The 14,889-nt window shown below is 50.7% G+C and carries 8 protein-coding genes; all 8 read left to right on the forward strand.

The window, feature by feature from the left end:
- The first annotated feature begins 399 nt into the window (after positions 1–399).
- The 8 genes from CWC46_RS10525 (at position 400) to CWC46_RS10565 (ending at position 14,889) form a co-directional block, all read left to right on the forward strand.
- Entirely contained in the window at positions 400–1,521 is a 1,122-nt protein-coding gene (locus CWC46_RS10525) for an acyl-CoA dehydrogenase family protein (protein WP_021016624.1), read from the forward strand.
- Between the two features lie 98 nt (positions 1,522–1,619).
- Positions 1,620–2,642 carry an HAD-IIIC family phosphatase gene (locus CWC46_RS10530; RefSeq protein ID WP_201797195.1) on the forward strand — a complete coding sequence of 341 codons (1,023 nt, stop codon included), beginning with the start codon at positions 1,620–1,622 and terminating at the stop codon, positions 2,640–2,642.
- A 103-nt stretch (positions 2,643–2,745) separates the two neighbouring features.
- A complete protein-coding gene (locus CWC46_RS10535; protein WP_021016622.1) occupies positions 2,746–3,339 on the forward strand; it encodes a hypothetical protein in 594 nt (197 codons plus the stop codon).
- A gap of 46 nt (positions 3,340–3,385) precedes the next feature.
- Complete coding sequence (locus CWC46_RS22840; RefSeq protein WP_021016621.1) at positions 3,386–4,048, forward strand: hypothetical protein; 663 nt, start codon at positions 3,386–3,388, stop codon at positions 4,046–4,048.
- 9 nt (positions 4,049–4,057) lie between these two features.
- Positions 4,058–4,795, forward strand: coding sequence for a hypothetical protein (locus CWC46_RS23520; RefSeq protein WP_021016620.1), 738 nt, complete (start codon positions 4,058–4,060; stop codon positions 4,793–4,795).
- Positions 4,796–5,045: 250 nt separating this feature from the next.
- On the forward strand, positions 5,046–7,793 hold the full coding sequence (locus tag CWC46_RS10555; protein WP_021016619.1) for a pentapeptide repeat-containing protein: 2,748 nt from the start codon (positions 5,046–5,048) through the stop codon (positions 7,791–7,793).
- Between the two features lie 98 nt (positions 7,794–7,891).
- On the forward strand, positions 7,892–12,265 hold the full coding sequence (locus CWC46_RS10560) for an NHL repeat-containing protein (protein WP_021016618.1): 4,374 nt from the start codon (positions 7,892–7,894) through the stop codon (positions 12,263–12,265).
- Between the two features lie 68 nt (positions 12,266–12,333).
- Positions 12,334–14,889, forward strand: a complete 2,556-nt coding sequence (locus CWC46_RS10565) for an NHL repeat-containing protein (RefSeq protein WP_021016617.1) — start codon at positions 12,334–12,336, stop codon at positions 14,887–14,889.

The raw sequence follows: 14,889 nt of genomic DNA on the forward strand, positions 1-14,889 counted from the left end.
GCAGGATTCCGGGTCAGGATCAGTTCCAGTAAACCTTGAAAAAGAGATATTTATTTTTGAGAAAATCGGGGTATCTGATGATAGAGCAGTGTTACACCGTATACTCTGTGCCGACTTTTGTGCGTTGATTTTATAACGAATAGTCTGAGCATTGCTCACTAAATACGGAGGTAAGCGTTATTGTGAATAATTCAGAAGCGGATTTAATTACATTGGGGTTTCTTGACATAGAATAGGCTATATCCTAAAAATCTTACTAGTGTCTTTTTTTTTCCTTGCTCGGTTCAATGCATTTTTAGCTTTTAAAATACAACTAAATTAAATTTATTAGCCTGCTTTTAATTGGGGCGGAAATTACTGCACTCAACGTTAATCGTTAGAAAAAGGCGGGAATATACCGTGGAATCAAGGCTGACTAATTCACAGAAAGAACTACGTGAAAACTGTAAAACCTTTGTAGAACAGAATATTGCTGTCAGGGCAACGCAATTTGATATGACAAGAGAATTTCCCAGAGAAATTATTTATATAATGGGGGAACGGGGTTTTCTTGCCCCGTTATTATCAAGGAAATTCAACGGTCTTGGCTGTAATGCTGTGAGTTTTAATTTAATTAATGAAGAAATTAATAAAGCCTGTTCGACGGCAAGAAGTTTAATTACGGTAATGTCAATGGTGTGCTATGCCATTGAAAGATGGGGCAGCGAAGAACTCAAAATAAAATGGTTACCCGGTTTGGCCTGTGGCGAATTTATTGGTGCCTATGCGTTAAGTGAGCCTGATATCGGTAGCCAGGCAAGCGGGGTGACACTGTCCGTCACCGAGGAGGGTGATCGCTTTATCCTGAATGGTACGAAAAAATGGATTTCGTTCGGCCAGATAGCGGACGTCTTTTTGGTGTTCGGGCAGTCAGCAGGCAAGTCGGTAGCTTGTCTGGTCGAGAGTAGCACTCCGGGGATTACCCTGAACCCGATTAATCACGTGATGGGCTGCCGGGCCAGCATGCTGGCGGAAATTCAGTTCCAGGATTGTGCCATAGACAAAAAAAACCTGATCGGTGGCCTGGGGCTGGGTATCTCCGCTGTGGCAATGTCGAGTTTATCAATAGGGCGGATGAGTGTTGCATCAGGCTGTGTGGGTATGGCGCAAGCCGCAATGGCGGCGGCATTTGATTATGCTGCCGGGCGACGCCAGTTTGATCAAAAACTGATGAAGTTCCAATTGATAAATCGCATGCTGGCGGAGATGAAAACCAAGATTGCCGCTGCCAGAGCTCTCTGCTTTCAAGCCGCGGATGCATTGGATCATAATCTGGATTCAAGCAGTGAAGAGATCGTGATGTCCAAGTATTTTGCCAGTGGCATGGTGAATGACGTGCTGCGGGATGCGGTACAGATTTTTGGTGCCAATGGCTGCTGTGAAGGAACGTTAGTAGAGCGGTTTTTTCGTGATGCCAAGATCATGGAAATCATTGAAGGCAGCAACGAAATACTGCAGTTGAAGTTGGGGATGAAAAGATGACCGTCAAATCTCATCGGAACGACACCTTTCCATCTGCTACTGCGACATGTTTACCGGCCAGTTTGCCCCAAAGGGAAAACAACAGACGGGTAAAATGTGTGGTGTGGGATCTTGATAATACCTTGTGGCAAGGCACGCTATTGGAGGGCGACTATCTGCACGTGACTGATGACGTGAGGAACATTATCAGGCAGTTGGATAGCCGGGGCATTCTGCAATCGATAGCCAGTAAAAATGATTACGACAGCGTACAGCATCGGTTGCAAGCGTTGGGTCTTTGGGATTATTTCCTTTACCCCCAAATTTCCTGGCAGCCTAAATCGGAATCCATCCAGAAAATTGCTCTTGCTATCAACATTAATCTTGATGCCTTTGCTTTTATTGACGATCAGGAATTTGAGTTGCGGGAAGTTGGCTATGGGTTGCCTGAGGTCTTGCTGATTAATAGTCAATCATTGCCAACGTTATTACAGCTACCCTGTGTTAATCCCGAATGCATTACGACGGAAAGTGCGCTGCGTCGCCATTACTATCAATCTGAGCAGCGTCGAACGTTAGCAGAGGAGAGATTTGATGGCCCGAACGAAGCATTTTTAGCGTCGCTGAATATGTCCGTTACGGTCACTTATGCTACCGCGCAGGATTTGATCCGCGCAGAGGAATTAACACAGCGCACGCATCAGCTCAATACCACGGGTTATACCTATAGCCAGTCGCAATTACAGGCATTCTGCAAGTCTGACAACCACCTGTTGCTGTTGGCGACGCTGTCTGACGATTTTGGCAGCTACGGAACAATCGGCCTTGCGTTGCTTGAGAAAAACCGTGATTTCTGGCAGCTCAATCTGTTTCTGATGTCCTGCCGAGTGGTCAGTCGGGGGATTGGTAATGTTCTGCTGGGCATTATCATGAAGATGGCGAAAAAAGCTGGCGTCAGCTTGCGCGCCGAGTTTGTTGCCAATCCGTACAATCGTCTGATGTATATCACTTATAAATTCAATGGATTCAAAGTGTTACATGAAAACAATGGATATACGTTGTTTGAACATAATCTAGAACAACTATCGGTCTTCCCTGCATTCATCAAAGTCAATACACCAGAGCTGGGCGATATCAAATAAGCCATCGGCAAGGATGCCGTGGCCTGAATACATGAAGGTTTCATAGCGTGCTGTTGGCTTAAATGGTGATGTTATCGTTAAAACCCTAAGTGGAGATAAACACATGTCAGTGAAGAATAAACTAACCCCAGAATTGAAACAGCGTTTTTTGGACAGCCTGGAAAAGCATGGCATTTCCCAGACAAAGGTCATTGCCAATGTTGTGACTACTGGCCCCAAAAACTACTTGAGTGATAGACCTGGTGTAGGCTCGCTTATTCCGGCAAACAAAATAGCAATCCATACGCTAGATGAGCTGAAAGCATTAGCAGGAAACTCGGATGACGATTATGCAAAAGGTGTGATGCAAGTACACTTACATGAAGACCTGCCTGCATGGAAGAAAAGTAAAAATGGACATGCCCCAGACAAGCTTTCCGTTGAAGAAAATGAAAATATTGTAAAGGCCTTTAAGACCTATATTTATGGTGATTCAGCTAAGGTCGCGAGCTATAAGGATATTATTCACCAGCACTTCTTCCCGATGACGTTGGCGACTTATGCAGCGGAAAATCTAACCGTAAAATCGGGGCATGTATTGATTGTTGATGGCAGCAAGGCCGTTGCGAAATTCGGTACGGTTACCGTAGAGCAAGGCGGGTCAATCAGCTATGAGGTGGATGCTTCCTGGACCGTCCAAAGCATGATTTTTGAATAACACCCTGGTCACTATAACCCAAATTAATAATTGAGGAGAATACCCCATGGCAGGTGTAAGCAATATCGGCAAAGACGGTGCGAATAATACCACGCAGCCGCCATCGCAAGGCTCGGTAAACCCCTCTGTCGCTGCATCCGGTAACGCGGGGTCGGACGACGGTAAAAGTTGTGGAACCGAGGCGACCAACGGCACCGATGGCATCATCGGTTTGACCGGGGTAACTGGCAGCAACGGCGGTAATGGCGGCAGTGCCAATATTATCAAATGGACCAATACCAATATGACCGGAACCTACACATTCGTCACGCAAGGCGGAAATGGCGGCAATGCCAGCCAGGGCGGGCAAGGTGGGCCAGGGCAAGATGGCGGCGAGGGCGGCAGCGGTTCCAGCCACTGTGGTGCAGGAAAACAAGGTAAAGGTGGCCCAGGGGGCACCGGGGGAACCGGGGGTGTTGGTGGGAGTGGCGGCAATGCCAACGACATTTACATCACCTACCAAAACGATCCAGGCGTTCCTCCTCCATCAATTACCGCAACCGTGACCGCAGGTTCCGGTGGTACCAGCGGCACCGGTGGACCGGGCGGTCCGGGGGGCAAGGGAATTACCACTGGGGGTACCGGCGAGACCGGACCATCAGGCGCTCCGTCCACCAACGGCGCTAATGGTCAGGTGTATGTTAACGGTAAAGCTATTGCCAGTAGTTGAGGATAACCTATGACTTTTTACAACATCATATTGAATGGTACTTCCGGCAACGCTGGCATCAATCAAGGGAACGGAAAAGATGCTGAACCGCTTGGCCCTTCTGGCGATGGCAAGGACGGTCAGCAAGGTGGCGGAGACCACAAGCCGAAAACTTGCACTCTATCGGCTAGCAACGGCAGTGCCGGCAACACTGGTTATCCGGCCCCGCCCGCGGGTAGTGGGGGACCAGGACAACCACCACCTTCATTGACACTCAAATGTGTTCAATTCAGCGGCACATTGAGTATCCAGACGGATGGCGGCAACGGGGGTAATGGTGCCGACGGAGGAACTGGCGGCAAAGGTTCTGCTGGCGGTAGAGGGGGCTCCCAACCCGAAGTTTGCCTTAAAGAGTACGGCAATACGACCGGAGGCATCGGTGGTAATGGCGGGGCCGGCGGCGATGCGGGCAACGGAGGCAATGGGGGTCGCGGTGGAAATATTGATGCGACTTATAGCAACAAAATCGCTAATCCCATCAGTAGTTCCAGCAACCAAGGGGGATCTCCTGGCAATGCGGGGCAGATTGGCATCGGGGGAGCCGGTGGCATGGGGGGGATGAACGGTGACGAAAAAACCTATGCGCCAGATGGTGGGCAGGGAGCCTTGGGTAAAACAGGCAACGCTGGCAACGGCGGTGACAGCGGTTCTTTCTCCTGTTCGCCGGCAGAAACAACTGACTTTCAATTTATGCTAACCGTCAGTTAATTGCCTTATTAGATGTCTGGCTGTGTGCCGTTATTTATTTTCACCGGCATGACTGACGGTGTATATCCGCTATCTTTCAAATTGCAGAATATTGCCTGCGCTGAAAGTTCATCGGGTATTAATTTGCATTTAATAGCGGAATACAGCCCGTTTTTTATTTATCGACCAAACACGCAGGTGAAATAAGTCATTGTCTGATAGTAGACCACCTGTAATAGCAATGTTGGTGAAATAACTGGTGGAATAGACAATGAACTTTATCGGCAAGTGGTCATTTCAGCAAAACAACCATTATCTGACGTTGGATAGCACTTCCCAGCAGCTCACCATGTCGGGTACAACCGAAGGTGGCGCGCAAAAATGGAATGCCTATGGTACGGAAGAACAGTTTATTTTACAGGCGCCAAATGGGAAGTATGTTTCCTATGACGGTAGTGCATATAAAGCAAATTGGAATAGAGATGATGCAATTAGCAATTTTGCATTGGTGATAAAAGAAGGGCAAAACTGCAATATTGTCGATCTGGGCATTGACGGAAAAGGGCCTGACCAGTTTTGGTGGAATGTGAGCGGCACCAGTTTGGTGAGATTGGCCAAAACGGGGACGGCTCCGGATTCAGCGCTCTTGGTGCAGAATATTGTCACCGTCGGCATGGAGCAATTTCTGAATTTCGGATTCTCATCACCACAGCCGGATCTGACCTGGGTTTATCTGGCAGGAGAAGATCTCAGCAGCGCCACCGAACTTATCCAGGTCAATTTTACTCAGGCTAATTTGTCCGGTGCGAATTTGTCCGGCGTGCCAATGACCTCCAGCAACTTTACCAACGCCATCGTCACCAATGCCAATATGTCCGGTTTTGCCACCGATTTGACGAGCGCAATACTGACCAATGCCGATTTTACTGGCACCAAGCTCAATTCGGCACAATTGCTAGAGGTGAACTTTACCGGTGCCAACATGAGCAATGTCGATATGACAGATGCTAGCCTGACCAAACCCAACTTTACCGGTACCAATCTGACCGGGGTTAAGATGAGCAACCCCAGCACTGGAGGCGGTTTTGGCGGCAGTATCGATCTAACGGAAATGACGTTCGACAACAAAACCTGTTTTACCCTTTGCCAACTGCGTTATAACGACCTGAGAAACTGCAATTTTACCGGCATGGTATTTAACCATGCTGATTTGACCGGCTGCCGGATGGATAAAACGATCCTCGACTATGCCGAAATGTCGTACTGCAACCTGAGTGGCACGTCCGTTACCGGCAATGTTTCTATGGTGGGCACCAACTTTAGCAATGCAACCATGACCGGTGCCGATATGACCGGCGCACGGATGGGCTCAATCAGCTTGCGCTTCCGGGTTACCGGGAGCACTAACGTGAGTACGTTTGAAACCGCCCTGATCAACGACGATGTCGCAACCGTCCAAAGTATCTTCACCCAAAACGGCTACCCGCTTACGGGGAACATTGTAATTACCTCATCGCCGTATGCCACCGATCGCGTGTGGACGGTGCAGACCAACAGCGAAAACTACACTGTACGAAAAGAAGGATCAGACTCGGGGGTCAGTCTGGCCGTTTATCAAACCGTCGTTGCCGCCATTCTGGCGAATGCCTTTATGAAAGATGTCATTTTGACCTCTGCCAATCTGTTTAATGTCAGGGCTCCCGGCGCGCAGATTTATGGCAGTGCCAAACTGGATGGCAACGCCATTCTGGAGGGGGCGCAATTTGATAATGCCAATATGGGCGGTATCAACCTGAAGCAGGCGCAGCTTTACGGCGTCAACTTTGACTATGCCACCTTGACCGGGGCCCAGTTTCAAGGGGCTGAATTGACGGTAGCGGCCACTGGCGGAGCAGTCAGCCTGACCCGAGCTAACTTACAGGGCGCAAATTTTTCAGACAGCAAACTTGCCGATGCCATTTTTACTGATGCGGCGGTGTCGGTGGCCAATCCTGCCAATGCCAGCGTGACCTGGGGCGTTTGGCTGTTTGATACGTTGTGCTCGACGGGATTGTTAGGTGAAATACAAGCGGCGGTTAACAGCGTTGAATTGGCAACCGAGATCCTGCCTTACATCCAACAGGGGAAAATTAGCAAGCAGCTTCAGGCCGGTTTCAGGCAACAGGGCATTACTATCAGCGACAACGCACTGGTTACCATCCAACAATACGGCCCTTATTGGACCATTACTGACGGTAAAACCAACTATGTCGTCTTCCACAGTTGCGATTCCGAACAGTATCAGCCCGCTCTTGGGGTGGCATTAGGTACCAGTGACACGGCAGCACCGCAGTTTTTTATTCCGCTATACCTTGAATCTCAATTAAAAACCGGCACCGTCACGCCTGACGTTATCGCCGCGTTTAAACAAAACGGTCATGTTACGTTGAGCAGTAGCTCTCAGGTCGCCGCCTGTCAGGAAGCCACCGACTGGCTGGTTACCGATGTCGATATCTCTTACAACCTATGGCGCGGGCTCAATAAAATGTGCGAGCTGGCGCTGACGGCAAGAACCGCAATACCTAACTTGCTCTCGGTGTTTAATGTCAATTCTCTGCCGCTCAGCTCACGCGCACTGTTTAGCATCAATACCAGCGGCGGCTGGTTGCTGGACAATGATGCCGATAACCCGTTTAACGCGGTGATTAATTACATCAAGTTTACACTGATCTCCGACACCACCACCGGCAATCTGAACGTGTATGGGCAGATGATGCGCGTCGTCCGGCTCTCTGCCCAAGGGCAACAGGAGTATGAGAACCTACGGTGCGATGTCACGGTGCTTGGCAAAAATATGTTACAGGCTTCAACGGTTTGCCCAAACAGTGCCCGCACCGATGTAAATAATGCGGCCGGAACCCCGTTTATTACCTGGATGAGGGCTCAGGAAATGCCAAAAGCGCCTTTCTGCGTACCTTCTGCCGACGGTACCTATTATTGCCCGCAAAAACCGCCGTCCAGTCCTGTAACCCTTGAATGATCTCTCCGTTGGGCAACGTTTCCCGTTGCCCGATATTTGCTGTTGTCTGTTAAAGCACGGCCTGTGTCACCCCCGAGTTATCAACAAAGGATACCGCTATGAGAGTCAATGAAAGTACGTTACTGCATTTTGATTTGAGCCATTGTCCGCAGGGTAAAAAATTCACCATCATCGGCGGAGATGGCAAGAACCATGAAGTGAAGTCCTATGCAGATCATCCTCAAAAGTTTGAAGAGCACAGGAAACTTAACAAAGCTTTGGCGATGATCCCTAAAAGTCATCAACACCTGATCACCCATTTTATTGAAGATGTACCAATGCCAAAGCACCAGGCATCTTTACGGCGGATTGTTTATGAGTCTCTGGACGATCATCCATTGCCGGAAATTGCCATGGCGTTTATCCATATCCCCAAAAAGGCCCATAAGAGCTCGCTGCATCCCAAAGCGAAAAAGACCGCGCTACACCAGCACCCACTTTTCAGCTATTACGGTATGAACCTGGCGGCGGTGAGTCGAGCCGATCATGAGGAACTGCTTAGTAGTGCCAGCACCATCAAGCCCCCTTATGAAACCGCGCGGGCGATTATTTTACAGCACCCGGAGCTGGGCTCGGTAAACCCGGCTGTCAGTAAATATATATTTGATAATTATGTAAATAATACCCAAGACTTTCAGGAGCTGATTACTTATATCGAACAAAACCCTCCTGGCTCGGATAGCTGTTGGTATAAGAAAGGCTGGATTATGTGGACCAATCCAGACACGCAGCAGTGGGAGCCGATTCCGGCCAATATGGATCTGAAATATAAGGATGGTGGTAAAACTGACTGGCCGGTGAACCCGGATACCGGTACACCCGGCATTCCGAATTATGAACTGACTGATGATACAGGGACCACGAGTGATAGCGGGGTCATCGGTGCCGCTACGCCAGCGGTGCAGAAAGTCCTGCTGCTGACCAAACAAGACGATACCCTGAACGGCCAACTGTGGACCAGCCAGAACGGCGTGACTGAAAAATCCCATACCGACGTGCCGCCCAACCAGACTCTGGTTGCCAAAGCGGTCGGTCAGGCAACGGCCTCCGCACAGGATAAGCCACTGTCGTTTGCGGCGGTTGAACAGACCGACAGCGCCAAAGGGTTCGGTATCAAGAACACCACCTCCAGCTATGGCCTGTATTTATACGATCAGGACATGAGCTACGACGCAGCGAGCAGAAAGTTAACATTCCCGGTCAAGAACTGGCCAAGCCGCTACCTGAGTTGTTATGTGGAGTTTTTAAAACAGGACGGTACGCCGATTAAACGGGTGGATATTTCTGGTTGGCAGGATGGGCTGCCGGAGTTTTTGCAAGCCGCCTTTGAAGCCAGCCCGACCAAAAACTATCTTGACTGGCTCAGTTCGGGCAATGCCGTATTTGGTGTGCCGGTTCCTCCATTGACCGGCAAGACCGATGTTGAGTTCCTGTGGCCAGAAGAAGCCAGTTCTGCCCGCGTCCTGCTGGGTGGCCTGGGGGCAGCTAACGGTTTTAAAGACTGGGATTCCGACGTTGATATCATTGGCGTATTGGGAACCGGGGTCGTTAACTACGGGATTTCGGTGTTAAGCATGCTGCTCACCGTCTATGTGGTTAATCCGTTTATTAGTGGCCTGAAAGGGGATGCTAAAATCGCCTTTTATATCATCTGCGGCTTTGGTGGCTCGGTAGCGGCGATCCTGGGAGGATTAGAGTATAAAACCAATATGGGCAAATATATTCTGGCGAAACTGTCTAACATCGCCAGCGGCATTATTTTTGGCGTGGTGGCCCAAAAAATCGTGGAGCAGGTCTATAAAGAAGCTATCGCTGTTATCATTGCGGAAACCGTTGCTGAGATCACCACGGAAGAAGCGCTTGGGCAAATCCCGATCGCGGGTTGGGCGCTGAAGGTGGCCAGCATCGCGGCCGATCTGGCGGCAATAACCGCCACGACGGTGGAGTGCGTACTGTCACCGGCAACCTATGATCTGCAAGTCCTGCACACGATGGATCTGACCGTGACCGTTAAGCCAGACCCACAGCACGGTACTGAACAGCAGGCACCGATTTGGCCAATGGTGAGTGACCATTATGTGATCCAGGTGAAATACCCGAAAGGTAACGGGCAGGATGGTGGTACAACTTATACCAAGGCCGGCCCGATGCCCGGTAAGCACGATCAGCCCATTCAGGTGACGTTTGCGGGCATTCCTGCTGGCGGCAAGATTGAGGTGGTGGCCAGTATTTACTCTAACAATGACTGGTTGGCGGGGGTCTATAACAGTGGCTGGATCAACGCCGATCCGGATGTCAATGCCAAACAGTCGGTAACCGGGGCGATCGTGGAGAATCTGGTGCCATTGACAGCCGACACCGCCTACAGCCAGAAACAGGCGTTGGCCTATACCGATGCCCGTAAGCACTACTGGGAAGTTACCCAGTTCACTGCCGATGCGGCACTGATCCCCGACTTTGATAAGGGCGGCAACCCGGATCAAGCCATTCGCGACGCGTTTGCCGCCAACGGTAATGATCTATCGGCATCCAGCCAAATCACTATTATTACCGCCGGTAGCGCCTGGACACTGAATGATCAAGGGGCAGGGATCGCTTACAGCGTGGTCAAGAAGCAGATTTACAGCGGAGACGGGCAAACGCTGTATGAACTGGCGGTGCAAAATACCACCCATCCGGCCCCAGGCCTACCGGCCGTGCCGAATGATTGCGGCTCAGACGGGCATCGTATGTGTGACCGCATGAATATCACCATCAACAACAAAGAGTATCAATTGGGTTATGCCTGGCGCGCTTCGGGTCAAAATATGCCTCTGGATTACGACAATACGGTCAGCAATGGCCAGATGTACACCTTCCAGAGCATTTCTACCTTGGCCAGCCCGCAGGATGCAATCATTGAGCCTAGTCGAGGCTTCTCTTCGCCCACCTTTATTGCTTATGACCAGTTCGGGCTCACCTCGCTGTTTGAGTTGGACTACCAAACCTATTCCGCCGAACTTAACCAGGGCGGGCCGGTGCCTGCCGGGGTCAGCAAAGAGTTTGCCGGTTTTAGTCTGCCGTTGCCGGAAGGGGCTACGGTCACCGTTGTAACGGCGAATCAGGATTGGACGATAGGCGTCAGTGGCCAAACTCCGGTATATGAGTTGGCTACTGAACGCGTGGTGATCGATGGTGAATGGGCCAGCATTATCAGCGTGTTCTCTTATCCGGTGCCGAAATTGGATAATTTCTATCTGGACTCGAGAACCTACACCCAGACAAACCCGCTCTATTATTTGCGTGGTGTCCAGTTCGCACCGGGGCAAACCACTTTCAACTACGACCAAACCAAAAGCTGGGGATCATTCCAGGATGTCACCATCAAGGGGCTGGCGGTACACCCGGAAGGTTATGTGGTGGGTGCCGATTATGATAATCACAAGCTGTTGACGCTGCGTCTGCCAGGGGAGGCGGTGGACAACGATCTGGCACCAGTGGCGATGCCGCTTTCTGGAGAAGGCTTGCGTGAAGGCTTGCTGCACCAGCCGGTTGCGTTAACCATCACCTCCACTGGGCGCATTCTGGTGTTGGAAGAGGGCAATAAACGTATCCAGGCTTTTGACATCAAGGGTAACGCCGTACCTTGCTTTACCGTTGGCCAGACCACCTGGCCCATGAGCACCAGCTTTATTCCACAGTTGGATGACAATACCCCGCAAACCGATATGGTGCAGCTGTTCCAGCGCAATGTTATTCCGGCCCGTGCGCCTTGTTTTTCCGGTGAGATGAGCTCTGTCGGTGCATTGAATAATGGCCAGGTTGACAGCGCATTAAGCGAGGATTTCGTCAATAACGGCTATTCGTCCGGTGCAGATTCGCAACCAAACTTCACGGTCGTCGTGACGGAAACAGACAAACTATGGCTGGTTACCGATACCGATTCCGGGGCGGAGTTTGATGTCCGTGTGATGCCTGACGATCTTGACATCGATCATCTTTATGTATTCCGGGCTTTCAGTTTGAGCGTCACCATTAATGCGCGAGGATTACGTTGGGAAATTAACGACACCATGAACGCCATGAATTTCCAGGTCGTTAAACCGCTCAATGGAGACTTACAGGTAACACAGTTGGTGGCCTTGATGCCGCTGCGCGATATGGGGAAACAGAATGTCCGTTATCTGGATCTGGCTGTTGAAAACAAAGGTTATGTGTACGTATTGATGGAAGTAGGTAACAGTACACCGGTCTTTATGCTGGATATCTACAACCCGGATGGATCGGTTCTGTTAACAGAACCGCAGCAAGGGGTCAATGCGGCGCGATTGACAGTGGACCAATGGCGTACCCTGTTTACGCTGAACTATGACCTGTTCCTTGGGCCAAACCAACGAACGGAACCCGGTATCAGCACCTGGATCCCGTCAACTCCAGGTAAACCTACCGCGTAACGCTGGAAGACTCGATTGGCTGGTATCTGCCAGCCAATCTTTTCTGGTTCTCACTTGAGGAGTGCATCATGACCGTTTTACCTCCGTCTCAAGTACCTGGCGCCGTTGCATCATCTTTTCCCGAGTTGTTGATGCTGGCTCCCAATATCCAAACCGTCATCTCCGGCATTATCAAGAACAGTGCTGGACTGCAATCTTTTCTACAACTGATTGAGCAACAAGGAGCGCCCGCCAATACCAGCGGCTGGGCCTACACCCGAGAGCTGGCAGCGCAACCGTCTCTTTACCGCCTGGATCTCTCGCCGCAAACCTGCGCGGCCATCCCGGCGTTTATGCAACCGATCCTGAATCAGGCGATGGATTCACCCGATCTGAAAAACTGGGTATGGACAGTGCAACAAGGCCGTTTACCTGGCCCAACGCCTGGGCCGTCATCGATTCCCGACTGGGAGCTCACAACATTAACCCCCCAGGGCGGTGTGATGTTCCCGAGTATAAAATTCAACGGTAACGGCAACGCATTTTCGCTTTCATTAACCAACCAGATTGCCAGGCACCTGGGTGTATATATCGAATTTCTTAGCGGCGGGAGCAGTGTGGTGCCCGCAGGCTGGCAGTCCCGATTACCTGCCGGCGTCACTTCGGCTTTTGAAACGACAACCATTAAATACCTCGGCTTACTGTTGCCCAATACCGCAGTCGCTGGGATTGAGGTTTCGCCAGCCGCGCAAACGTTTAACGTCGTATTGCCCGCCAATGCGGATACCATCCGGCTCTCCTTTGGTGGCATTGGCAACGGCAGCTGGCAAAATATCCAGGATAGCGCCGGCGTATTCGCTTCGTTTATTTATGATTACGCTGTGCCATTGATGTTAAGCCGGGCCAAGACCGGTGGAGTGGACTTACCAAGCTGGTTTCAACAATTGTTGAGTAATCAATCAATTCTGGCTGACGTGCTAAATGCCGGTCAGGGGTTGCTTTCAACGACGGATTTCCCTTCGGTTACCCGTGTATTGCAGTGGCTATCGGACAATACCAGCGAGCTGTTCCTGGGGGATCCGTTGGCTGCGCTGAGAGAAGAGATTAATAAAAAGTTTGGCGATACGACGGTGGAGAATTCCGCTGCCTATTTGGGCTGGCCAGCTCAGACGCTATTATCCCTGCTGGACGATCTTCATAATCCTGGCGGGGGCTATGCCATTGCCACCACCAGCCGTCTGTTGGCCTTACCTCCGCAGTTTTCCCTTTCACTTTCACCCAGCACGCTGGTGGATTTACTGGTGACTATTCAACCTGATGCTGAATATGGTCAGTGGTTGCTACAGGCCGACAAGATGAACGCCGAGGTGGTCTATTGCGGCGGTTATAGCCAGCAACGGCAGGCTGATATTCCTGTTACCGATCTGGCCAGACCGGTAACGTTGACCTTCGGTAGCGTCATCAATAAAAGCCAGATTAGCGGCCTGGTGAAGGTAAACGATAGCACGGGGAATCCAGTATCCACCGGCATCATTAGCGGACAACTGAACACCGCAGCAAGGCAGGCAGCGTGGTCTTTGCCGATCCTTGATACGCAAGCTGGCATCAGTACGGCAACTCGCTATGATCACAAATGCAAACTAGTCTGTAGTGAGGGTGAATTTAGCTGGCAAAATGGGGCCGCACCCACGGCAACCCTAGCCAATTTAACGGCCAATTCCCCGTTGTCGCAATTGATTGATATCACGTTGCAGCAGGCACAATCCAGCCTTGGCTATACCTGGCGCACCACGGAGCAAGGGGTTAAGGATTGCAATAGCGGAGGCGTGTTGAGTAATCCTTATTACATCCAGAATATCGGTGTTGCCCAAGCGCAGGCCGGTTTGAAAATGGTCAACTGCGGGTTTGTGCAAAGACCAGCGTTAGTTTATGCAGATTCCCCCTCTATTTCTGGGCCGAGCAGTTTTTATCTGGATCCACGCAACGGCAGCTATTTACGTCAGGTCGATCTCTCGCAAGCTGGCAATTTTGATCTGAATACACATCTGGCGGTTGCGCAATTTGAGGAAAGCAATCTGACAGGGTTCTCGCTTCATCCTGATGGTTTTGCGATAGCGGTTAGCTGGGCTAACGCCAAACTGGAGCGGGTGCTTCTGGCAGAACAACCCGTCAGCGAGCAAGAGGCGCCCCAGGCACAAGTTCTCAGCGGGCCAGGGACACAGCCTGGATTATTAAGTGGCCCGGTAGCGACGGCCGTCACCCCCGCCGGGTTTATTCTGGTGTTGGAGAATGGCAGTAAACGGGTTCAGGCCTTCGATCGCTACCTTAATCCCGCCCCCATATTCAATGATTCTGCTTATTTACCTTTGCAGGCAACCAGCGGAGCGACATACCAGGATATTGCGGTTGCCCCGAACGGCTGCATTTATCTCTTGTTGTACGTCGGTGACGGAGCATCGGTTACCGATTACTTGCTGGATATTTATCAACCAGACGGCAGCTTTATCAGCCGTACCACCGGTGTTAACGGTGCGCGTCTGGTGGTAGATACTCAATGCGTTGTTTATACACTGAACTTTGAGGTTATCTCCGGACCTGACAATCGGAGACAGCCTTCCATCAGTAAATGGCTACCACAGGAATAG

Origin of the sequence: Prodigiosinella confusarubida, assembly GCF_002847015.1 — a bacterium.
GTDB classification, from domain to species: Bacteria; Pseudomonadota; Gammaproteobacteria; order Enterobacterales; family Enterobacteriaceae; genus Prodigiosinella; species Prodigiosinella aquatilis.

What these genes read in the sequence shown, in the direction of transcription:
- CWC46_RS10535 (WP_021016622.1), top strand. Translation starts at nt 2,746, where the DNA reads ATGTCAGTGAAGAATAAACTAACCCCAGAATTGAAACAGCGTTTTTTG.
- CWC46_RS22840 (WP_021016621.1), top strand. Translation starts at nt 3,386, where the DNA reads ATGGCAGGTGTAAGCAATATCGGCAAAGACGGTGCGAATAATACCACG.
- CWC46_RS23520 (WP_021016620.1), top strand. Translation starts at nt 4,058, where the DNA reads ATGACTTTTTACAACATCATATTGAATGGTACTTCCGGCAACGCTGGC.
- CWC46_RS10555 (WP_021016619.1), top strand. Translation starts at nt 5,046, where the DNA reads ATGAACTTTATCGGCAAGTGGTCATTTCAGCAAAACAACCATTATCTG.
- CWC46_RS10560 (WP_021016618.1), top strand. Translation starts at nt 7,892, where the DNA reads ATGAGAGTCAATGAAAGTACGTTACTGCATTTTGATTTGAGCCATTGT.
- CWC46_RS10565 (WP_021016617.1), top strand. Translation starts at nt 12,334, where the DNA reads ATGACCGTTTTACCTCCGTCTCAAGTACCTGGCGCCGTTGCATCATCT.